This is a genomic window from Streptomyces sp. CB02980 (genome assembly GCF_014451325.2).
In the GTDB taxonomy this organism is placed as follows: Bacteria; Actinomycetota; Actinomycetes; order Streptomycetales; family Streptomycetaceae; genus Streptomyces.
This window is the reverse complement of the sequence record NZ_JACSCH020000007.1, coordinates 1-20,653: the sequence shown is the minus strand read 5'-3', so window position 1 is coordinate 20,653 and position 20,653 is coordinate 1. Positions and strand designations below refer to the sequence as shown.

At 70.5% G+C, this 20,653-nt stretch carries 22 protein-coding genes; 13 read left to right on the top strand and 9 right to left on the bottom strand.

Going from position 1 to position 20,653, the window contains the following annotated elements:
- Positions 1-22 precede the first annotated feature (22 nt).
- Both E0F75_RS16350 and E0F75_RS16345 read right to left on the bottom strand, forming a co-directional pair.
- On the bottom strand, positions 23-577 hold the full coding sequence (locus E0F75_RS16350) for an NADH-quinone oxidoreductase subunit B family protein (protein ID WP_024756031.1): 555 nt from the start codon (positions 575-577) through the stop codon (positions 23-25).
- A gap of 17 nt (positions 578-594) precedes the next feature.
- A complete protein-coding gene (locus E0F75_RS16345) occupies positions 595-954 on the bottom strand; it encodes an NADH-quinone oxidoreductase subunit A (protein ID WP_019888619.1) in 360 nt (119 codons plus the stop codon).
- A gap of 671 nt (positions 955-1,625) precedes the next feature.
- Here E0F75_RS16345 and E0F75_RS16340 point away from each other — a divergent pair.
- Positions 1,626-2,522: a C40 family peptidase gene (locus E0F75_RS16340; protein ID WP_187623269.1), complete on the top strand. Its 897-nt coding sequence runs from the start codon at positions 1,626-1,628 to the stop codon at positions 2,520-2,522.
- A 90-nt stretch (positions 2,523-2,612) separates the two neighbouring features.
- Here the strand turns inward: E0F75_RS16340 and E0F75_RS16335 are convergent, their stop codons facing one another.
- Complete coding sequence (locus E0F75_RS16335) at positions 2,613-3,551, bottom strand: NAD(P)-dependent oxidoreductase (protein ID WP_187623268.1); 939 nt, start codon at positions 3,549-3,551, stop codon at positions 2,613-2,615.
- Between the two features lie 85 nt (positions 3,552-3,636).
- Here E0F75_RS16335 and E0F75_RS16330 point away from each other — a divergent pair, with 85 nt between their 5' ends.
- Positions 3,637-4,632 carry a GlxA family transcriptional regulator gene (locus E0F75_RS16330; RefSeq protein ID WP_187623267.1) on the top strand — a complete coding sequence of 332 codons (996 nt, stop codon included), beginning with the start codon at positions 3,637-3,639 and terminating at the stop codon, positions 4,630-4,632.
- Here the strand turns inward: E0F75_RS16330 and E0F75_RS16325 are convergent.
- Positions 4,598-5,884 carry a geranylgeranyl reductase family protein gene (locus tag E0F75_RS16325; RefSeq protein ID WP_187623266.1) on the bottom strand — a complete coding sequence of 429 codons (1,287 nt, stop codon included), beginning with the start codon at positions 5,882-5,884 and terminating at the stop codon, positions 4,598-4,600. The two genes, E0F75_RS16330 and E0F75_RS16325, sit on opposite strands and share 35 nt — an antisense overlap.
- Positions 5,885-6,074: 190 nt before the next feature.
- On the opposite strand from E0F75_RS16325, the gene E0F75_RS16320 reads away from it, so the two are divergent.
- Both E0F75_RS16320 and E0F75_RS16315 read left to right on the top strand, forming a co-directional pair.
- Positions 6,075-6,800 carry a peptidase inhibitor family I36 protein gene (locus E0F75_RS16320; RefSeq protein ID WP_229312701.1) on the top strand — a complete coding sequence of 242 codons (726 nt, stop codon included), beginning with the start codon at positions 6,075-6,077 and terminating at the stop codon, positions 6,798-6,800.
- Positions 6,797-8,272 carry a phosphodiester glycosidase family protein gene (locus tag E0F75_RS16315; RefSeq protein WP_187623265.1) on the top strand — a complete coding sequence of 492 codons (1,476 nt, stop codon included), beginning with the start codon at positions 6,797-6,799 and terminating at the stop codon, positions 8,270-8,272. The genes E0F75_RS16320 and E0F75_RS16315 overlap by 4 nt, the downstream gene beginning before the upstream one ends.
- 15 nt (positions 8,273-8,287) lie before the next feature.
- Here E0F75_RS16315 and E0F75_RS16310 read toward each other — a convergent pair whose 3' ends face one another.
- The 4 genes from E0F75_RS16310 to E0F75_RS16295 all read right to left on the bottom strand — a co-directional run bounded on the left by E0F75_RS16310 (position 8,288) and on the right by E0F75_RS16295 (position 12,032).
- Positions 8,288-8,980 carry a demethylmenaquinone methyltransferase gene (locus E0F75_RS16310; RefSeq protein WP_187623264.1) on the bottom strand — a complete coding sequence of 231 codons (693 nt, stop codon included), beginning with the start codon at positions 8,978-8,980 and terminating at the stop codon, positions 8,288-8,290.
- An 84-nt stretch (positions 8,981-9,064) separates the two neighbouring features.
- Complete coding sequence (locus tag E0F75_RS16305) at positions 9,065-9,664, bottom strand: hypothetical protein (protein WP_187623263.1); 600 nt, start codon at positions 9,662-9,664, stop codon at positions 9,065-9,067.
- Between the two features lie 7 nt (positions 9,665-9,671).
- Complete coding sequence (mqnC, locus tag E0F75_RS16300; RefSeq protein WP_187623262.1) at positions 9,672-10,871, bottom strand: cyclic dehypoxanthinyl futalosine synthase; 1,200 nt, start codon at positions 10,869-10,871, stop codon at positions 9,672-9,674.
- Positions 10,872-11,159: 288 nt separating this feature from the next.
- On the bottom strand, positions 11,160-12,032 hold the full coding sequence (locus E0F75_RS16295; RefSeq protein ID WP_187623261.1) for a menaquinone biosynthetic enzyme MqnA/MqnD family protein: 873 nt from the start codon (positions 12,030-12,032) through the stop codon (positions 11,160-11,162).
- Positions 12,033-12,293: 261 nt separating this feature from the next.
- Here E0F75_RS16295 and E0F75_RS16290 point away from each other — a divergent pair, with 261 nt between their 5' ends.
- Entirely contained in the window at positions 12,294-12,497 is a 204-nt protein-coding gene (locus tag E0F75_RS16290; protein WP_015035453.1) for a cold-shock protein, read from the top strand.
- A gap of 107 nt (positions 12,498-12,604) precedes the next feature.
- Here the strand turns inward: E0F75_RS16290 and E0F75_RS16285 are convergent, their stop codons facing one another.
- Positions 12,605-13,441, bottom strand: coding sequence for a M23 family metallopeptidase (locus tag E0F75_RS16285; protein ID WP_187623260.1), 837 nt, complete (start codon positions 13,439-13,441; stop codon positions 12,605-12,607).
- Between the two features lie 152 nt (positions 13,442-13,593).
- Here E0F75_RS16285 and E0F75_RS16280 point away from each other — a divergent pair, with 152 nt between their 5' ends.
- From E0F75_RS16280 to E0F75_RS16245, 8 genes are all read left to right on the top strand, one after another.
- Entirely contained in the window at positions 13,594-13,995 is a 402-nt protein-coding gene (locus E0F75_RS16280; protein ID WP_187623259.1) for a DUF1992 domain-containing protein, read from the top strand.
- A 42-nt stretch (positions 13,996-14,037) separates the two neighbouring features.
- Entirely contained in the window at positions 14,038-14,544 is a 507-nt protein-coding gene (locus E0F75_RS16275) for a DinB family protein (protein ID WP_187623531.1), read from the top strand.
- Between the two features lie 336 nt (positions 14,545-14,880).
- Complete coding sequence (locus E0F75_RS16270; RefSeq protein ID WP_187623258.1) at positions 14,881-15,807, top strand: VCBS repeat-containing protein; 927 nt, start codon at positions 14,881-14,883, stop codon at positions 15,805-15,807.
- Between the two features lie 98 nt (positions 15,808-15,905).
- Positions 15,906-18,164 (top strand): VCBS repeat-containing protein, encoded by a 2,259-nt coding sequence (locus E0F75_RS16265; RefSeq protein ID WP_187623257.1) that lies wholly within the window; start codon positions 15,906-15,908, stop codon positions 18,162-18,164.
- A gap of 144 nt (positions 18,165-18,308) precedes the next feature.
- Positions 18,309-18,836 (top strand): hypothetical protein, encoded by a 528-nt coding sequence (locus E0F75_RS16260; protein ID WP_187623256.1) that lies wholly within the window; start codon positions 18,309-18,311, stop codon positions 18,834-18,836.
- A gap of 51 nt (positions 18,837-18,887) precedes the next feature.
- Positions 18,888-19,352: a hydrolase gene (locus E0F75_RS16255; protein WP_187623255.1), complete on the top strand. Its 465-nt coding sequence runs from the start codon at positions 18,888-18,890 to the stop codon at positions 19,350-19,352.
- Between the two features lie 18 nt (positions 19,353-19,370).
- On the top strand, positions 19,371-19,877 hold the full coding sequence (locus E0F75_RS16250; protein WP_187623254.1) for a DinB family protein: 507 nt from the start codon (positions 19,371-19,373) through the stop codon (positions 19,875-19,877).
- A 125-nt stretch (positions 19,878-20,002) separates the two neighbouring features.
- Entirely contained in the window at positions 20,003-20,554 is a 552-nt protein-coding gene (locus E0F75_RS16245; protein ID WP_187623253.1) for a DinB family protein, read from the top strand.
- The last annotated feature ends 99 nt before the right edge of the window (positions 20,555-20,653 follow it).

Below are 20,653 nucleotides of genomic sequence, written 5' to 3'. Positions count from 1 at the left end.
CCGGCGGCCGCGCGCGCGTCGGTCACCTCAGCAGACCCTTCAGTTCAATCGTCGGCAGCGCCTTGAGCGCCGCCTCCTCCGCCTCCCGGGCCGCCTCCTCGGCGTTCACGCCGAGCTTGGAGGTCTGGATCTTCTGGTGGAGCTTGAGGATCGCGTCGAGCAGCATCTCCGGGCGCGGCGGGCAGCCGGGCAGGTAGATGTCGACCGGCACGATGTGGTCGACGCCCTGGACGATCGCGTAGTTGTTGAACATGCCGCCCGAGGAGGCGCAGACGCCCATGGAGATGACCCACTTGGGGTTGGGCATCTGGTCGTAGACCTGCCTCAGGACCGGCGCCATCTTCTGGCTGACCCGGCCGGCCACGATCATCAGGTCGGCCTGGCGCGGTGAGCCGCGGAAGACCTCCATGCCGAAGCGGGCCAGGTCGTACCGGCCGGCTCCGGTGGTCATCATCTCGATGGCGCAGCAGGCGAGGCCGAAGGTCGCGGGGAACACGGACGCCTTGCGCACCCAGCCCGCGGCCTGTTCGACCGTCGTCAGCAGAAAGCCGCTCGGGAGTTTCTCTTCGAGTCCCATAGGTGCCCCTCAGCCCCTCAGTCCCATTCCAGGCCGCCGCGACGCCACACATACGCGTAGGCGACGAAGACGGTGAGCACGAAGAGCAGCATCTCCACGAGCCCGAAAAGCCCCAGGGCGTCGAAGGTGACCGCCCAGGGGTAGAGGAAGACGATCTCGATGTCGAAGACGATGAAGAGCATCGCCGTCAGGTAGTACTTGATCGGGAAGCGGCCGCCTCCGGCGGGAGTGGGTGTCGGCTCGATGCCGCACTCGTACGCCTCAAGCTTTGCCCTGTTGTACCGCTTTGGCCCGATAAGCGTGGCCATGACCACGGAGAAGATCGCAAACCCCGCACCCAGGGCACCGAGCACGAGGACGGGCGCGTACGCATTCACGCTCCTCGCTCCTTCCAGTCGTCCTTGACCGTTGGATCGCACGACCGGACCGTGAAAGATCGCCCCCATGTGAGGCAGTTCACAAGCCCGGCTGCCCCGCATCCTATGCCTGCCCCTCTGTGATCTGCGACACGGGGTACACCAACGACTTTGTGATCTCCACCACCTGACGAAGGATCATGAAGTCGGATGAGCGGTGATCTTGTTGCGCGAAGCGCCCAGGTGATCACCAGATGTGACATCCGGACTGGAAATCGCTGATCGGAGGGGGTGTCGCACTATCAAGTGATGGTCACTACAGGCAAATTGGTGATGGACGCATCCGGGTGATAAAGGAACCGCCCTTCGCCCGGTCGGGGGGTCCTGCGTACGACGGTGGACGCGTGCGCCCGTTCACGAGCGCTCGTGAGACGGAAGTGTGACCTGCACCACACCTCGAAGCCTCCAAAAAACATGGGGCTTGGCCACACGCGTCAAGAGGTGGTAAGCGTCGGGCAATTCGGACGTTTCATTGAAAACCCGTGATCAAGGGCCAGATGAGCCGTGCCCGATTTGCCCGTTACGGCGTCAATAAGGGCGCCACAGAAGCGGATTAGGAGATTCCGAACGTAACTGTGGCGCAACCCACGTTTCTTGAAGGGAACCGTGAAGCCCTGATAGCGGTTGTCCTCATGTCCCACACCGCTCACATACCCAGCCACCGGAAGCCCCGCCGCAGCGCCTCGAAGCTCGCGCTGCGAGCCGGAGTTGCCGGTGGCGTCCTCGGCACCATCGCGGTGGCCGGTGCTGCCGGGCCGGCGAATGCCGAGCCGGTGACCGAGACCATCGAAATGCCCACCCTGGGCTCGCTCGAGACCGGCGCCGGTCTCGCCTCCGCCGTCGCCGCCTCCGCCGAGGCCTCCCAGCAGGAGGCGCTCGACCAGAGCCTCCAGACGCAGGAGAACCTGGCGCTGCAGAAGGCCGCCAAGGAGGCCAAGACGGCCAAGGCGGAGGCCGACCGCAAGGCCGCCGCCGAGAAGGCCGAGAAGGCCCGCCTCAAGGCCGAGGCCGAGGCCAAGGCCGAGCAGGAGCGCAAGGAAGCCCAGGAGCGCGCCTCCCGTGCCAGTGAGCGCACTCAGCTCACCTCCACGTCGGCGAGCGACGACTCCTCGGACTCCGACTCCTCCAGCGGCTCCTCGGCCGGTTCCGGCGAGAGCGAGACGCAGGCCCCCTCCGGCTCCGCCGCCGCGATCGTGGCCTTCGCCCGCGCCCAGGTCGGCGACTCGTACGTCACCGGTGGCACCGGCCCCAACTCCTGGGACTGCTCCGGTCTCGTCCAGGCCGCCTACCGTCAGGCCGGCATCGACCTGCCCCGCATCTCGTACGACCAGTCGAGCATGGGCACCTCCGTCTCCCTGAGCAACCTCCAGCCGGGCGACATCCTGTACTGGGGCAGCCGCAGCGGCTCGTACCACGTCGCGATCTACGTGGGCGGCGGCAACTACGTCGGCGCGCAGAACTCGTCGACCGGTGTCGTCGAGCGCTCCCTGGACTGGGACATGCCCTCCGGCGCGGTCCGTCTCCTCTGACCGACCCGCACCTCGCGGCACACGGAAAGCCGTCACTCCTCGGGGGAGTGACGGCTTTTCCCTGTTCAGTACCTATCTGCCCTGCACGTCCTACTTGCGGAAGTTTTCAATGATCCGGGCGTAACTGTCCCCTCCGTGGCCCGCCCCGACCGCCGCGCGCATCAGCTCCAGGTGCAGCTCCGGCAGCCGGTTGTCGATGCCCCGCGCCTCCCCCGCGTGCAGCAGGTGCCCGATCGTCGCCACCTGGACGTCGATCGTGGCGTCGTCGCCCGGGTACGTCCCCTCGTCGATCTGCTCGGCGTACGTCGTCATGAACCAGGAGACCGTCTTCAGCCAGCGGGTGGCCACCGCCGTGAAGTCCCGGGCCGGCACCCCGTCCGCGCCCGCGAGGGCGGTCGCGTGCAGCCAGCCGCCGAAGACGGACCACATGAGGCCGAGCAGCCCCGCGTCGTAGAGCGAGGCGAGCCCCGCGTCCGGGCCGAGGTCCACCGGGTCGCCGAGGACGGCGAGCGTCGCGCGGTGCGCGTCGAGCAGCTCGGGCGATCCCGAGTAGAGGAACATGTTGGCGCTGTCGCCGACCCCCGGCGGGGTCGTCATGACGGCTCCGTCGAGGTAGCCGATGCCGTGCTCGGCGGCCCACTCCGCCTCGGCGCGGGCCTGCTCCGGCGAACCGGAGGTCAGGTTGACCAGGACCCGGCCCCGCAGCGACTCGGTGACGGGGGCGAGGAGTCCGCGTACGGCCGGGTAGTCGAGGACGCAGACCACGACGAGCGCGCTCGCGGCGACGGCCTCCGCGACGGAGCCGGCGCGGACGGCGCCCCGGGCGACGAGGGCGTCGGCCTTCCCGGGGGTGCGGTTCCAGACGGTGGTGCGGTGGCCGGCGGTGAGGAAGGCGTCGGCGAGGGCGGAGCCCATCTGGCCGAGACCGATGACCGTGATGCTCTGCGCGTCGACGTTCTGCGCGTCGGCGTTCTGCGCGTCGGCGTTCTGTGCGTGGGCGTTCTGTGCGGTGACGTTCTGTGCGCTCATGGAAACCACGCTCTCAGCGGCGGAATCCGGACGACAGTGGCAGGACCGACGACGACCGCACGATTCCTGCCGTACGGTCGACGGCATGAACGCAGGGGTCGTCGCCATCGCCGTCGTACCGGACCGGCGGATCGGAACGTCGATGTGGGAGCTGTACGAACTCTCCCTGGCGTGCGGGGTCTTCGGCATCCCGCATCCGGACCTCGCCGACCCCTGGTACCGGCTGCGGCTGTGCGGGGACTCCGGCGAGGGCGGCGTCTTCTCCGTGCGGACCGACCACGGTCTCGACGGACTCGTGGGCGCGGACACGGTCATCGTGCCGTCCGTGCCCGACGCGGTCGTGGAGGACGGCGAGGAGGTCCCGGCCGAGCTGGTCGAGGCACTGCGCGCGGCCGCCGCGTCCGGCGCCCGGATGGTGTCGCTGTGCACCGGCGCCTTCGCACTCGCCGCCGCCGGCATCCTCGACGGGCGACGGGCCACCGCGCACTGGCAGCACAGCGCGCAACTGGCCGCCCGCCACCCCGAGGTGATCGTGGACGACTCGGTCCTCTACACGGACGAGGGGTCCGTCCTGACCAGCGCCGGGGCCACCGCCGCGCTCGACCTCTGCCTGCACCTGGTGCGCACCGACCTCGGGGCGACCGTCGCCGGGCAGCTCGCCCGTCGCCTCGTCGTCCCGGCCCACCGTCCGGGTGGCCAGGCCCAGTTCATCGAGGCGCCGCTCCCGCCGAGCGACGAGGACAGCCTGGGGCCCGTACTGCAGTGGGCGACCGAGCACCTGGCCGAGCCGCTGACCGTGGAGGAGCTGGCCCGGCGGGCCCGGATGAGCCCGCGCACCTTCCACCGGCGGGTGCGCGAGGAGTACGGCACCACCCCGCTGCAGTGGCTGCTCCAGCAGCGGGTGGCCCGCGCCCAGACCCTGCTGGAGTCCACCGACCTGCCCGTGGAGATGGTCGGCGACCACAGCGGGCTGGGCTCGGCGGCCAATCTGCGCCGCCACTTCACCCGTGCCGTCGGGGTGTCCCCGTCCGGCTACCGGCAGACGTTCAGGCCTTCGGGGCCACCTTCGAGAGTCCGTTGATGATGCGGTCCATGGCGTCGCCGCCCGACGGGTCGGTCAGGTTCGCCAGCATCTTCAGCGTGAACTTCATGAGCAGCGGGTGGGTCAGGCCGCGCTGGGTCGCGATCTTCATGACCTTCGGGTTGCCGATGAGCTTCACGAAGGCGCGGCCGAGCGTGTAGTAACCGCCGTAGGTGTCCTTGAGGACCTGCGGGTAGTTCTGCAGGGCGAGTTCGCGCTGGGCGGGGGTCGCGCGGGCGTGTGCCTGGACGATGACGTCGGCCGCGATCTGGCCGGACTCCATGGCGTACGCGATGCCCTCGCCGTTGAACGGGTTGACGAGGCCGCCGGCGTCACCGACGAGCAGCAGGCCCTTGGTGTAGTGCGGCTGGCGGTTGAAGGCCATCGGGAGGGCGGCGCCGCGGATCGGCATCGTCATGTTCTCCGGGGTGTAGCCCCAGTCCTCCGGCATCGAGGCGCACCAGGCCTTGAGGACCTCGCGCCAGTCCAGCTCGCGGAAGGCCTTCGAGGAGTTGAGGATGCCGAGGCCGACGTTGGACGTGCCGTCGCCCATGCCGAAGATCCAGCCGTAGCCGGGCAGGAGCCGGTCCTGCGGGCCGCGCCGGTCCCACAGCTCCAGCCAGGACTCCAGGTAGTCGTCGTCGTGCCGGGGCGAGGTGAAGTACGTGCGGACGGCGACGCCCATCGGGCGGTCCTCGCGCCGGTGCAGGCCCATCGCCAGGGAGATCCGGGTGGAGTTGCCGTCGGCGGCGACGACGAGCGGGGCGTGGAAGGTGACCTCGCGCTTCTCCTCGCCGAGCTTGGCGTGGACGCCGGTGATCCGGCCCGTACGGTCGTCGATGATCGGGGCGCCCACGTTGCAGCGCTCGTAGAGGCGCGCGCCGGCCTTCTGGGCCTGGCGGGCGAGCTGCTCGTCGAAGTCGTCGCGCTTGCGGACGAGTCCGTAGTCCGGGTACGAGGCGAGTTCCGGCCAGTCGAGCTCCAGGCGGACGCCGCCGCCGATGATCCGCAGGCCCTTGTTCCGCAGCCAGCCGGCCTCTTCGGAGATGTCGATGCCCATGGAGACGAGCTGCTTGGTGGCGCGGGGGGTGAGGCCGTCGCCGCAGACCTTCTCACGGGGGAACGCGGTCTTCTCCAGGAGGAGGACGTCGAGTCCGGCCTTGGCGAGGTAGTACGCGGTGGTCGAGCCGGCCGGGCCCGCCCCGACGACGATCACATCTGCGCTGTGCTCGGAGAGGGGCTGCTCGGTCACGGCGGATTCTCCCGAAGACTCGACGGTAGGGGGCGGTACGGACGTACCGGGGCAGTCTATGGGGGCGGGTCGCGGACCGTCCGGAGGGCCACCCGAAGGGCCGTCCGGAGGACCGCTCGGAGGACCGCCCAGCGAGATGGAACCGATCCGGAATTAGCACATCCGTGCGATGATGTCATGATCACCGGTCGTGACCACTATTCGTACGACCGACATACGGCGGGGCTCGCTGATCACAGCCGTCCTCGCCCTCATCTGTTCGGCGTTCCTCATCCTGCCCGCGAACGCCGACCCCGTCCCCTTCGAGGACTGCGGCCAGGGCACGTTCTGCCTCTACGACGGCTCCGGCGGCACCGGCACCCGCCTGGACGTCGCCGAGGGCGGCAAGGACGAGCAGTACACCGGCACCGCCCTGTCCGTGCAGAACAACACCCGCATGTGGGCCTGCGTCTACACCAAGGGCCGGTACGGCGGCTCCCTCCAGACCGTCAAGCCGGGCAACGACGACGAGTACGTCACCGGCGGCACCCGCTGGGTCGTCGCCTCGTACAAGCTCGTGCCCACCCGCGCCCTGTGCTTCACCGGCTACGAGCGCTGCGAGAACGGCGAGGTCTGCACCTTCGCCGAGCGCAACGGACGCGGCGCGATGACCGTCCACGTCCCGGCCGTCGACCCCGCCACCCAGAACCTCGGCAACAGCTACGGCGCCGAGATCGCCCCCCAGTCCGTCTGGAACCGGACCGGCAAGCACCTGTGCTTCTACCCCAAGCCCGACTACACCGGCACCTGGACCGAAGGCACCCGGACGTACGGCGCGTACGTCGTCCTCCGCGGCGACAACATCACCGTCCCCTTCTCCCTCGCGGGCGCCTTCCGCTCCCACGAACTCGTCAACGGAACCTCGGAGTGCCAGTGACCACGCCCCTGCGCCCGGCTCTCGCCGCCGCCGCCGCGCTCACCGCGGCCCTCGCCCTGACCACCTCGGCCGCCGCCGCCCCCACCGCGGTGAAGCCTCCGAGCCTGCTCGCCCTGAACTGGGAACTGAACGCGGAGGTCGACCTGAGCGTCCCCGGCGTCACCCGCACCACGTGGACCGAGAAGAACCTCGACAACCGCACCAGACCCCGCATCCTCCAGATCGTCGAGATCGACCCGGTCTCCGCCCCCGTCAGCCTGGAGAGCACCATCGGCGCGGGCGACGGCGTGGCCGAGACGCTCGCCGAGCAGCTCGCCGGGGCCGGCACCGCGGCCCGGCACCCCGTGGCCGGTGTGAACGGCGGCCTGTTCAAGTCGGAGAAGAAGCACGACGACCACGTCGTGCCCGCCCACACCGAGCCCGCCGACACCCTGCCCACCACCCTCCAGCACATGGGCGTCTCGGTCACCGACGGCGTCCTGCACAGCTCCAGCTGCTGGCGGCCGGACGACAAGGGCACCTCGGGCGCCGTGATCCAGTACGGCGTCCCGTACATCACCAAGCTCCGCACGAAGCTCGACCTCACCGCGGCCGACGGGGCCACCACGCGCTTCGACGACATCAACCGGGACCCGGGCCGTGCCCGCGGCTGCGCCCGTGACGCCGACGACCGGCTCGTCCTCGAGTCGATCACCGGGGAGAAGGGCGTCTACACCGACCCCGACGAGATCGTCCTGTTCACCGACGACTACAAGTTCCCGGTGCCGAAGCCCAATCTCGACAAGACGGTCACCACCGACGACGACCCCGGCTTCGAGGTCGTCCTCGACTCCACGGGCAAGGTGACGGCCGCCCACGCGAGCCGCGGCGGTACGACCACCACCGAGCAGGTCAAGGTGCCGGCCGGCGGCCGCATCCTCCAGGGTGTCGGCACGGGTGCCGCGTGGCTGAGCGCCCACGCCGTCCCCGGCACCAAGATGACGGTCGACCAGAAGCTCACCGACACGCGGCTCGACCGGGAGATCCCGCTGGACCCGTCGGTCGACGTGGTCAGCTCCTTCCACCAGGTCCTCCGCGACGGCGACATCCCGCTCGAACTCCCCGACACCTGCAACCAGTCGGGCCCGGGCAAGGATCCCGGCACCGAGAACTGCACCGACTCGCGGGTGGCCGTCGGCACCAACGTCTACGGCCGTCCGGTGCTCGTCACGCTGACCGGGCAGGTCCAGCCGAACAACACCACCACGCACGAGGACGGCGCGACCCTGGGCACGTTCGCCAAGCTCCTGGACTCCGAGGAGCTCGGCCTGATCGACGCGCTCAACCTGGACGGCGGCGGCTCGGCGACGCTGATGACGGGCGAGACGACGCACACCCCGCCGACGGACCGCGTGAACGGCAAGTACGTGCACCGGCACGTGGCCGACGCCGTGTACGCGGGGATCAGCGGCTACGGCATGTACGCCAAGTAGCCGCCGGGACACCCCTCAGGCCTTGAACCCCCGGTGGAGGGCGACGATCCCACCGGTCAGGTTCCGCCACGCCACCTGCGACCAGCCGGCCTTCTGGAGCATGCCCGCCAGGGTCGGCTGGTCCGGCCAGGAGCGGATCGACTCGGCCAGATACACGTACGCGTCCGGGTTCGAGGAGACCGCACGGGCCACCGGCGGCAGCGCGCGCATCAGGTACTCCTCGTACACCGTGCGGAACGGCGCCCAGGTGGCGTGCGAGAACTCGCTGATGACGACCCGGCCGCCGGGCTTCGTCACGCGGTACATCTCGCGCAGCGCCTGCTCGGTGTCCTGGATGTTCCGCAGGCCGAAGGAGATGGTGACCGCGTCGAACACGTCGTCGCGGAACGGCAGCTTCGTGCCGTCGCCGGCCGTGAACGGCATCCACGGGTGGTTCTTCTTGCCCACCCGGAGCATCCCGAGCGAGAAGTCGCAGGGCACGACGTACGCGCCCGCGCGGGCGAAGGGCTGCGAGGAGGTCGCCGTACCGGCGGCCAGGTCCAGCACCTTCTGCGCGGGGCGCGCGTCGACCGCCTTCGCGACCTCCTTGCGCCAGCGCCGGTCCTGGCCCAGGGAGAGCACGTCGTTCGTGAGGTCGTAGTTCGCCGCCACGTCGTCGAACATCGAGGCGACTTCGTGCGGCTGCTTGTCCAGGGTGGCGCGGGTCACTGGCGTTCGGCCTCGCAGAATCGGGGTACGGGCGGGCGCGACCATTGTCTCAGGGCCGCTCCCGGCCCGACCGGCAGGGCGCGCTCAGCGGGCCCGGTAGACCAGCTTGCCGCCGATGACGGTGGCGACGCAGGTGGACGCGCCGAGGCGGACCAGGGACGCGCGGTCGGGGACGTCGAAGACGGCGAAGCGGGCGGGGCCTCCCGGCGCCAGGCCGGGCAGCAGGATCAGCGGCACCGGGGAGAACGACGGCCCGCCGGGGAGCTTCTCCGGGCGGCGGCCGACGGCGAGACCGGCCCGGCGTACGGCGTCCACGGCGGCCCGGCCGCGCAGTTCGCCGGCGACGGCGACCACCCCGTGGGCGAGGAGCCGCTGCACGCCACGGCGTGCCGAGGCACCGCGGCGGGACGGATCGGCCCGGAAGATCCGCTGCGCCCGCTCACCGGTGATCGGCTGGGTGCCGAACCCCTCGGCCTCCCGGGGGTCCGGGTGGTACATGCCTTCGAGCAGCTCGGGGCCGAACGGGTTGAGGAGTCCGGGCGTGAGGACGCCGGGCCACCGCCGGACCCGGGCCTCGGGCCGGACGGCGGCCAGGTCGTCGAACGGACCGACGGCGGCGATGCGGTCGCCGTCGACGAGGACGGCGGTCTCGGGCGACGCCTCGGCGACGTGGATGGTCAGCACGGGCGCGTCAGTTGGCGTCGAGGAGCTTCAGCTCGGGGTGTGCCGTGCCGCCCTCGATCGCCGTGGACGAGATGTGGGAGGCGACGCGCTCGTCGACCGGGTCGTTCGCCGGGTCGTCGTGGACGACGATGTGCTCGTACGTCGTGGTGCGCTGCGCCGGGACGCGGTCCGCCGTACGGATCATGTCGATCATCTCGCGCAGGTTGGAGCGGTGCTTGGCGCCGGCCGAGGAGACGACGTTCTCCTCCAGCATGATCGAGCCGAGGTCGTCCGCGCCGTAGTGCAGGGTGAGCTGGCCGATCTCCTTGCCCGTGGTGAGCCAAGAGCCCTGGATGTGGGCGACGTTGTCGAGGAACAGCCGGCCGATGGCGATCATGCGCAGGTACTCGAGGAGCGTGGCCTGCGTGCGGCCCTTGAGGTGGTTGTTCTCGGGCTGGTACGTGTACGGGATGAAGGCCCGGAAGCCGCCCGTCCGGTCCTGCACGTCGCGGATCATCCGAAGGTGCTCGATCCGCTCGGCGTTGGTCTCGCCGGTGCCCATCAGCATGGTGGACGTCGACTCGACCCCGAGGCCGTGCGCGATCTCCATGATCTCCAGCCAGCGCTCGCCGCTCTCCTTGAGCGGGGCGATGGCCTTGCGCGGCCGCTCCGGCAGGAGCTCGGCGCCGGCGCCCGCGAAGGAGTCGAGGCCCGCCGCGTGGATGCGGGTGATGGCCTCCTCGACGGAGACCCCGCTGATCCGGGCCATGTGCTCGACCTCGGACGCGCCGAGGGAGTGGATGACCAGCTGCGGGAACTCGGCCTTGATGGCGGCGAAGTGCTTCTCGTAGTACTCGACGCCGTAGTCCGGGTGGTGGCCGCCCTGGAACATGATCTGGGTGCCGCCGAGCTCCACGGTCTCCGCGCAGCGGCGCAGGATGTCGTCGAGGTCGCGGCTCCACCCCTTCTTCGTGTCCTTGGGGGCGGCGTAGAAGGCGCAGAACTTGCACGCCGTCACGCAGACGTTCGTGTAGTTGATGTTCCGCTCGATGATGTACGTCGCGATGTGCTCGGTCCCCGCGTACCGGCGGCGGCGCACGGCGTCGGCGGCGGAGCCGAGGGCGTGCAGGGGCGCCGAGCGGTAGAGGTCGAGCGCCTCCTCGGGGGTGATCCGGCCACCCGCGGCAGCGCGGTCGAGAACGGACTGGAGTTCGGCCTTCTCGGTCACCGGGTGTGTCCCTTTCGGAGGGGTTCTGTCGACCGAACCAGCCTACGCCAGCGCTCCTCACGGCTTCCGTCGGGTGGCGTGCGGGGGCGGGGCGGTAATACGGACGGTCCGGACGTGGATAAAGGGGTGAATTACCGAACGGAGACGCGACGGCGAATTCCGGGAAGCCGGCGGAAGGCCGACGGGAGATCGGCGGTAGGCCGACGGAAGGCCGACCGGAGATCGGCAGAAGACCGACCGGAAGGCCGGCCGGAAGCCGAATCGGGAACCCGGAACGCGCGCGCCCCGCTAATCCCGCGCGGGCTGAAGCAGTTCCACGGCGACGTCCGCGGGGAAGCCGGTCGTGGGGCCGGTCCGGCGGGCGAACTCGCGGACCCCGGCGAGCTGCTCGGGGCCGAAGCGGAAGTCGAGCGTACGGAAGTACCGCTCCAGGAGTTCGGCGTCGAAGGTCTCCCAGCGGGCGGCCTGCTCGGCGACCTTCGCGACCTCCTCGAGGGAGAGGTCCCGGGAGGCGAGGAACGCCTGGTGCACCTCGTGGACCGTCTCCGGCTCGCGCGCCAGGAAGTCCTTGCGCGCCGCCCACACGGCGAAGACGAACGGGAGGCCCGTCCAGTCCTTCCACATGAGGCCGAGGTCGTGGACCTGGAGGCCGAGCCGGGGCGCGTCGTGCAGCGAGGCGCGGAGCGCGGCGTCGCCGATGAGGACGGCCGCCTCGGCCTCCTGCATCATCAGGCCCAGGTCAGGGGGGCAGGTGTAGTAGTCCGGCGCCACCCCGTACCGCTCGGCCAGGAGCAGCTGGGCGAGACGTACGGAGGTGCGGGAGGTGGAGCCGAGCGCGACGCGCGCCCCGTCCAACTCCTCCAGGGGCCGCTGCGAGACGATCACGCAGGACATGACGGGCCCGTCGCAGCCGACGGCGATGTCGGGGAGCGCGACCAGGTCCGACGCGTTGCGGAGGTACTCGACGAGGGTGATGGGGCCGATGTCCAGATCGCCCCGGACGAGCCGCTCGCTGAGCTTCTCGGGGGTGTCCTTGGTCAGCTCGAGGTCGAGGAGCGTTCCGGTCCTGGCCAGGCCCCAGTACAGGGGAAGGCAGTTCAGGAACTGGATGTGCCCGACGCGGGGCCGGCTGCGCTGCTGGTCGTCGGTTGCATTGTCCACATCGTGAGGCTAGACCCGTCTCGTACCGTGGGCATCGCCGGGGCACGCGCGTCAGCACACGGAGCGAGATCAAACATGCGAGTGACGTGATCTTTCCCTCTACCGTCCCGGGCGGCCTGCGTGCTACGCTCAACGCAAGTTGCAGTTTGGTTTCCCTTGCAGTACAGAGCCTGCGGAGCATGTGACCCGCAGGCTTTTGTAGTTTTCAGACTTGTTTGCAGGTTCTGGAGCAGGGCGACCCTTTGGCCCATAGGAGGGCTCATGGCTACCGGAACCGTGAAGTGGTTCAACGCTGAAAAGGGCTTCGGCTTCATCGCCCAGGACGGCGGCGGCCCGGATGTCTTCGTCCACTACTCCGCGATCAACGCGAACGGCTTCCGTTCGCTCGAGGAGAACCAGCTCGTGACCTTCGACGTCACGCAGGGCCCGAAGGGCCCGCAGGCGGAGAACGTCTCCCCGGCCTAAGGGCCTGGGTCGGCGAACACGCACGACTAGAGCAGTACCCAAGGAGCCCCGCTCCGTGCCTTCGGGCACGAGCGGGGCTCCTGCCCTTTGGGGCCCTTCCCGGGCGCTCAGCAGTTCGGGATCACGGTTCCGTTGTTGTCGCGGGCCTCGTCGTTGCCCCAGCGCGACAGGTAGTAGGCGGAGACGTACGCCCCACGCCCGTTCTTCCCTGCGTACACGGTGTCGAGGTCGGTCTTGAGCCACCAGTGGTTGTGGTTCCCGGCGGCGTCCCGGATCTCCTGGCCCCAGACCTTGCAGTAGACGTAGTTCGTGCCCTGGTTCAGGACGCCCTGGGGCGCGGTGGTGTCGGCCTGGGCGTAGCCCGTGGCGTTGGCGAAGGTGTCGACCCAGTACTTCCCGCCTCCCCCGCCCGAGCAGCCGTTGTCGCTGGTCGAAGACTTGGATCCGTACGAGCCGGGGTAGGGCGCGAGCGAGGCGCCGTTGATCACGATCGACTGGCCGACGCCGTTGTAGAGCTGCTCGTAGTGGATGTGGGCGCCGGAGCTGTTGCCGGTGCTGCCGGTGGTGCCGATCTGCCGGCCCTGGGAGACAGCGGCGCCGTCGGCCACCGAGTACGCGTTCAGGTGGAAGTAGTACGTCTTCCAGCCGCCACCGTGGTCGACCACGATGTAGTTGCCCGCGCCGGACGGCTGGGAGTAGCGGTACGCCGTCCCGGACGCCGAGGCCAGGACCGGGGTGCCGGCGGTCGTACCGCCGTCGGACCGGATGAAGTCGAGGGCCTGACGGACCTCGGCCGAGTGGTGGCTGTACGTCCAGGTCTGGCCGCAGGGGAAGGGCGCCTTGAAGAGCGGCGCGGCCTGGGCGGGGGTGGTGGTGACGAGCGCGGTGAGCAGGCCCGCGACGAGCGCGAGCAGGGTGCCGAGCGGGGTGATCCGGGCACGCATGCGTCCTCCGGTACGTGGGGGTCGGTGGCCTGGGGACAGGGGTCGACGCGCGTTGACCCACAGGGAACGGACCACAGCGTGCCGGAAGATCACGTCTCGCAGTAGACGGCGAAGACCACACCCGCACCACGGGGCTTACGTAGTCTGGACACATGACCGAACGCAAGCCGCCCGGAGTCAGCTTCGAATCGTTCGTGGACAAGCAGATCCGCGAGGCGTCGGAACGTGGTGAGTTCAGCAGCCTGTCGGGGTTCGGGAAGCCGCTCCCCGACGACTCGGCCCCGTACGACGAGCTGTGGTGGATCAAGGGAAAGATGCACAGCGAGGGCGCGTCCGTGCTCCCGCCGTCGCTGGCCCTGCGCAAGGCCGCGGAGGACGCGGAGGAGGCGGTGGCCGCGGCCGTCTCGGAGAGCCAGGTCCGCCGGATCCTCGGCGAGATCAACACCAGGATCGCCGAGGCGCTGCTCCGCCCGCCGGCCGGTCCGCCGCTGAACCTCAAGCCCTTCGACGTCGAGGCGACGGTCGAGCGATGGCGGGCGGAGCGGAGCTCGTAAACCCTGCTCACTCGTCGTTGAGAGGAGCTCCTCATGTCCCACCTGAACAGCGCCGGTCTGCTGGTCGACTCGTTGGGCCGGGTCCAGGAAGCCGTCCACGAGGCCGTGGACGGCCTCACGGAGGACGAGCTCGCCGCCCGGATCGATCCGGACGCCAACTCGATCGCCTGGCTGGTCTGGCACCTCACCCGGATCCAGGACGATCACCTCGCCGGCGCCTTCGACACGGACCAGCTGTGGGACACGGACGGCTGGCGGGACCGCTTCGGGCTGCCCTTCGGGAAACGGGCCACCGGGTACGGCCAGACGAGCGCACAGGTGGGCAAGGTGCGCGCCCCGGCGGAGCTGCTGCTCGGCTACTACGACGCGGTGCACGCACGGAGCCTCGACCTGGTGCGGCCGGTGACCGACGCGGACCTCGACCGGGTCGTCGACGCCGCCTGGGACCCGCCGGTCACCCTCGGCGTGCGCCTGGTGTCGGTGATCGCGGAGGACCTCCAGCACGCGGGGCAGGCGGCGTACGTACGGGGTGTGGTGGAGCGGCGGTGAAGGGCGTGACGGGGGGCTGAGCCGGCCTTCGTGCCGCGTACGCCTCACGGGCACTCGCCCGTCGTCCGACCCGCCGCCCTTCTCCCCTTCCTGCTGCCCGTCCCCGCTCGCCCGTCCGGGCCTTCGGGGGCGGGCAGTTGGCGTTCGGGGAGGAGGTCCACGGGCTCCCGCGCGACGCCCTGAACTTCCGGTGAATCCCGCACAACCCTCGGACTCGATCATGTGTCTGACTCTGCAGCGCCTCGTGATCGATCTTTCTTCACGCCCGGTGCTTCACGATGTCCGGGTGCCGCCCTCTTCACCGCGCGCACCCTCCTTGGGGGAGGAACGTTTTTCTTGCGTCACATCACCGCATCACGCCGCCGCATCGCCGCAGCCGTCGCCGTCACCCTCGCCGCCACGCTCGGCGCCACCGCCCTGAACGCCCCGGCGTTCGCCACGCCCGCGACCGGCACCGCCGCGCCCGCCGCCGCCCGGCACGACTTCAACGGGAACGGCACTCCGGACCTGGTCCAGATCGCCCGGGACGGCAAGGTCTTCCGGTGGGACACCGCGTACGACGCGGCCGCCGGCAAGGTCACCGCCAAGGCTCCCGTGGCCGCCACGGCGCCCGGTTGGTCGCAGAGCTCCCGTACCGAGGCGACCGGCGACCTCGGCGGTTCCGCCGTCGGCGATGCCGTCGGCGTCGGTGACGACGGCCACCTGCGGCTCTACAAGGGCCGCGGCGACGGCGGCTTCGACGCCCCCGTCCGCGTCGGCGCCGGATGGCACACGTACAACCACCTCGTCGGCGGCGCCGACGTCACCGGCGACGGGAAGCCCGACCTGCTCGGAGTCTCCCACTCCGGCGGCGATCTGTTCGTCCACACCGGCACCGGCAAGGACACCGCCCCGTTCCTCCCGGCCCGCAAGAAGGTCGGACCCGGCTGGGGCGTCTACCGGCACCTCGCCCTCGGCGACTTCGCCGGAAGCAAGGCCGGCGACATCGTCGCCGTCGACCACAACGGGATCCTCTGGCTCCACCAGGGCAAGGGCGACGGCACCTTCGCCAACCGCACGAAGGTCGGCGCGGGCTGGAAGGTCTACGACGACATCGTCGGCGTGGGCGACGCCAACCGCGACGGCCGCGACGACCTGATCGGCGTCGGCCCCGGCGGCGCCGCCTTCTACCAGGGCACCGGCGCGTGGAGGGCCCCGTTCGCTCCGGCCCAGCCGTTCGCGCTGAACGTCATCCCGAACCCGTTCGCGGACCTCTTCATCTGATCCGCCGACCGGACCGGACCAGTCCGGACCGGTGTCACTCCAGGGGGTATGGGCACACCCCGTACCCCCTCCTCCCTCTCCCCTCCGAAGGACCACGCGTGCGCCACACCTCTCCCCGACGCCTCACCACGGCGGTCACCGCCGTCCTCGCCGTCACCCTCGCCGCGGGCGCCCTGACCGTGCCCGCGATCGCCGCCCCGGCCACCGGCACGACCTCCGCCGCCGCCCCGGCCGCCGCCGCGGACGCCGTCATCTCCATACCCCGCACCTCGTCCGTCATCAGCTCGGGCCCCTCCGGGTTCCTGGCCATGGAGTACTCGGGCGGGTCCGACGCCCCGGTCTACCGCTGGACGAGCACGGTGGACGGCACCACCAAGGCGCTGCCCGCGCTCACCGCGTACCACGGCGGCTTCTCCGACATCGTCGTGAGCAGGGAGCCGAGCCGGGCGACCTACCGCGTCTACGACATGTCGTCGCCGGACGCGGCCTACGAGTCCTGGACCGTGAGCGGCTCGCCCACCCTCCAGGGCGTGGTCGGCTCGACGCTCCTCATGTCGACCTGGAACGAAGCGAACCTCACGGGCGAACTCCGGCTCAAGACGCGGGGCATCGGCGTCGGATCCGACCGCCAGGTGACCGGCCTGCCGACCAACGCCCGGATCCTCAGGGCCGAGCCGGCCTCGGCCTCCACCGCGCTCGTCCACTACACGGCCCGCGACGCGGAGTCCGCCGTCCACCACTACCTCGCCCTCGTCGACACCGTCACCGCCTCGGTCGTCGAGAAGCGCGAGACGGGCGTCGCCGTGTACTCGGCCGACTCGGCCGTCTCCGCCTCGCGCTTCGCCTGGGTCGAGACCTCCGCCACGGGCCCGACGGCCACGCTGATGCACGCCGAGCGCGGCGGCGAGGGCGCGGGCCCGACCGGCACGCCGATCCCCCTGGGCAACGGCGCCAACACCCGCCTCGCCTTCCTCGGCGACTGGCTCACGTACGCGTTGCCCAACGCCGACAACGCCACCGAACCCAACCCCCTGCACGCGCTGACCGCGCACAACCTCAGCACCGGCGCCAAGGTCAAGCTCCTCGACCACGCCGGCTCCTCCGTCCCCTCGGTCGACGGCACCCTCCTCGTACGCGGCGGCACCCTCGCCCACGGCGAGGGCGTCTACCGGATCTCCCTCGGCGAGAACGGCACCCCGGTCGCCACGCTCGTCGCGAGCACGGGCCAGCCGACCGCACTCAAGATCACGGACAGCAAGGTCCCCACCGTCGTCGCCCTCGACGAGAACGACGGCAAGGCGACGCTGGAGTGGACGCTGTCCCGGCCCCTGGCCGCGGGGACCGTGAAGCTCCGCCACGTCCGCACGGGGAGGACGGTCATCGACCACACCTTCGACTCCAGCCTGAACTGGACCTCCGGCACCGGCCTCGTCCAGGTGAAGTGGAACGACCGTGCCGGTTCCGGGCACGCCCCCAACGGCGACTACGTCTGGGAGTTCAGCGCCACCCCGAAGAACGGCATCGGCCCCGCGGTCAAGCAGACCGGCACCCTGAAGGTCGTCCGCAAGGCCAACCCGCACGACTTCAACGACAACGGCTCCCCCGACCTGCTCGCCCTGGACGCCGCCGGTGTCCTGTGGCGAGACGACGTCGTCGACTCGGACAGCTCCGCCGGCATCACCTCTGTAGACCGCACCAAGCTCAGTGCGGGCTTCCAGGCGTACAACCTGATCGAGGCCGCCGGAAACCACGCGGGCGGCCCGGCCGGCGACTTCGTCGCCCGCGACGCCTCCGGCATCCTGTGGAGCTTCCTCGGCAAGGGCGACGGCACCTTCGTCGGCCGCACGAAGGTCGGCCCCGGCTGGCAGGCGTACAACAAGATCGCCGCGGGCTCCGACCTGACCGGCGACGGCCGCCCCGACATCGTCGCGACCGACGCCGCCGGAGTCCTCTGGCTCCACAAGGGCACCGGCGTCTGGAACTCCCCGTACGCCACCCGTACGAAGGTCGGCGCGGGCTGGGGCATCTACAACCAGATCACCGCCGTCGGCGACATCGCGGGCGGCCCGGCCGGCGACCTCGTCGCCCGCGACACCTCCGGCATCCTGTGGAGCCTCCTCGGCAAGGGCGACGGCACCTTCGCCGGCCGCACGCAGATCGGCACCGGCTTCAACGCGTACACGCAGCTCGTCGGCGCCGGCGACATCGACAAGGACGGCCGCCCCGACGTCGTCGCGTACGGCCCTGCGGGCACCTACGTGTACCTGGGCACCGGCCTCTGGTCCGCCCCGTTCAGCCAGAAGCAGCACGGCTCGCTGTACTTCGGCGAGGGCAGCAGGTTCAAGATCATCGTCTGACGCCCACCGGCTTCCGCCCCGTCCGGGACACCGGCGGGGCGGTCTCCCGGACCGTCTTGCCGACGCAACGTTCCGTCACGCATTGACCATGCCGTGTTATCGTCACATCGACGGTAATGGCGGGGTCGCGACGGGGAAGCAAGCATGGGCGCGATGATCGACGAGTACTGGCTCAGCGTGTTCAGTTCCAACCTGCGGAACGGCATCGGGAGCCATTTCGGCCATGTCGTGGGCTACGCCACGGCGGAGCAGATGGGCCGGTTCCAGGGCGAGCGGCCGACCGACACGCGGGACCGGTACAGCTGGGAACCCGCGACGCGGATCGCGCGGCTCGTGACACCGCAGGACAGCAAGCTCGCGCAGAGGCTCCGGGCCACCAGCTGGGCGCGCATCGTCCGGGACGAGTCGAACTACGCCTACTGGACAGCCGCCGAGGGCACGGTCGACGTCTCCGCGCCCTCGCTGGAGCCGGGCGACGAGACCGATCAGGAGATCCGGGCCGGCACGGACTACTTCCGTTCGGAGAAGACGGAGATGTGGCAGGAACTGGCCCGGCTCGGACACCTCAACGTGCACAACCTGGTGGTGGTCCGGCTGCACGTCACCCGGCTCTACGGCGCGTTCCGCCCCGAGGACGAGCTGGACGAATGGGTGGAGCCGATGTATTGGTGAGCCCGCACCCGCACCCGCACCCGCACCCGCACCCGCAGGAAGGATGAGGGGATGGAGCCGATCGCCATCGGTCTCCCGGCAGAGTTCTGGACCGTCCGGTACGACGGCTCACGCTTCCCGGGCTCCGCCGCCGTGGCCGCGCGGCCGGGCCTCGCGGCCGGCGCCAACTGCCAGGTGTTCGCGTACGAGGTACTCAGGCACTTCGGCCTGGCCGCTCCGGACCTGCGCTCCTCCGAGCTGTGGAGCGACACGGGAGTCACGGCCCACGTGCCGGTCGCACGGCCCCTCGACCTGGTCCTGTTCAACTCCACGGCCGACGCGTACGGGGCTCATGTCGGCGTCCACGTCGGGGACGACGCGATCCTCCACCTGTGCGCGGAGGTCGGGCACCCGGCGGTGTGGGGGCCGGCGGACTTCGCGGCACGAGAGCGGTACGCCGTCCGGCTCGGCGCCAAGAGGGTCCTCCCCCAGCCCGCCGGAGGCGTTCCGATAAACACATCGACAGGGACGCGGTGATCGGGAACCCTTCGTGCGATGACCAGACTCAGCGACACCCCGTCCGCGTGGGACGAGCGCACCCAGCTCACCACGTTCCTCGACTACGCACGTGACACCGCCCGCGCCAAGTGCGAGGGCGTCTCCGCGGAGAACGCCCGCAGGGCGCCTCTGCCGGGCTCACCCCTGATGACCATGAGCGGAGTGATCAACCACCTCCGCTGGGTCGAGTACTACTGGTTCCAGGTGGTCTTCCTCGGCGAGGACGACAAGGGCCCGTGGACCGAGGAGGACCCCGACCGCGAGATGCGCATCGCGGTCGACTTCCCCCTCGCGCAGCTGCTCGACGAGTACGCCGAACAGGGCGCCCGCTACCGCGAACTCGTCGCCGGGCACGACCTGGACGCCCGGGCCGAGCGAACCATCCGCGACGGCCGGCACGTCGACCTCCGCTGGATCCTCCTCCACCTCGTGGAGGAGACGTCCCGGCACAACGGCCATCTGGACATCCTGCGCGAGCTGGTCGACGGCACGACCGGCGCCTAGCACCGGGCGCGCGGCCAGCACGCTCGACCTGAGGAAGTGGCCGGTCTGGAAGGGGAGTCGGAGTTCACGCCTCGTCCGGCCGCGTCCGGGGTACGGGGAGGTCATCCGAAGACCATGATGCGGGTATGAAGATTCCCGACCGACGGATCGAACTGTTCACCGGCGCCGAGAGCGAGCGCCGGTTCGGTGGACCTGCGACCGGCGACGAGAAGACCATGCTGGTGGCCATGCTGGACGCGCAGAGGGCCACCTTGAAGCTGAAGTGCTCGGGGCTGGAAGCGGAGTTGGCCGTGCGGTCCGTGCCCCCTTCCTCGCTGTCCCTGCTGGGACTCGTGCGGCACCTCGCCGACGTGGAACGCCGCTGGTTCCGGTCGGTGCTCGCCGGACACGACGTCGAGCTGCGCTTCTCCTCCGCCGAAGCCCCGGAGGGCGACTTCGACGGCTCGGCGCCGGAACCCGAGATCGTCGCGGAGTCCTGGGCGGCCTGGGAGGCCGAGGTCGCCTTCGCGGAGGCCTTCGTGGCCGAGGCTCCGCACCTCGACGGCGAGGGGCATGACTCGTGGCGGGGAGCGGTCTCGCTGCGCTGGGTGATCGTCCACATGATCGAGGAGTACGCCCGTCACAACGGCCACGCCGACCTGATCCGCGAGCGGATCGACGGAGCGGTTGGGGTGTGATGGCGGGTGCGTGGGGGGCGGGGGTGGGGGTGCGGGTCTTGGGGTCCTGGGGGTGGGCCGGGTGCGTGAGTGTCGGGTGGGACCGCCCTCTTTCCGAGA

Excerpts from the sequence above, each read along its gene's own strand:
- E0F75_RS16350 (WP_024756031.1), bottom strand. The coding sequence starts at position 577 with ATGGGACTCGAAGAGAAACTCCCGAGCGGCTTTCTGCTGACGACGGTC.
- E0F75_RS16340 (WP_187623269.1), top strand. The coding sequence starts at position 1,626 with ATGTCCCACACCGCTCACATACCCAGCCACCGGAAGCCCCGCCGCAGC.
- E0F75_RS16335 (WP_187623268.1), bottom strand. The coding sequence starts at position 3,551 with ATGAGCGCACAGAACGTCACCGCACAGAACGCCCACGCACAGAACGCC.
- E0F75_RS16330 (WP_187623267.1), top strand. The coding sequence starts at position 3,637 with ATGAACGCAGGGGTCGTCGCCATCGCCGTCGTACCGGACCGGCGGATC.
- E0F75_RS16290 (WP_015035453.1), top strand. The coding sequence starts at position 12,294 with ATGGCTACCGGAACCGTGAAGTGGTTCAACGCTGAAAAGGGCTTCGGC.
- E0F75_RS16285 (WP_187623260.1), bottom strand. The coding sequence starts at position 13,441 with ATGCGTGCCCGGATCACCCCGCTCGGCACCCTGCTCGCGCTCGTCGCG.
- E0F75_RS16280 (WP_187623259.1), top strand. The coding sequence starts at position 13,594 with ATGACCGAACGCAAGCCGCCCGGAGTCAGCTTCGAATCGTTCGTGGAC.
- E0F75_RS16260 (WP_187623256.1), top strand. The coding sequence starts at position 18,309 with ATGGGCGCGATGATCGACGAGTACTGGCTCAGCGTGTTCAGTTCCAAC.
- E0F75_RS16255 (WP_187623255.1), top strand. The coding sequence starts at position 18,888 with ATGGAGCCGATCGCCATCGGTCTCCCGGCAGAGTTCTGGACCGTCCGG.
- E0F75_RS16250 (WP_187623254.1), top strand. The coding sequence starts at position 19,371 with ATGACCAGACTCAGCGACACCCCGTCCGCGTGGGACGAGCGCACCCAG.
- E0F75_RS16245 (WP_187623253.1), top strand. The coding sequence starts at position 20,003 with ATGAAGATTCCCGACCGACGGATCGAACTGTTCACCGGCGCCGAGAGC.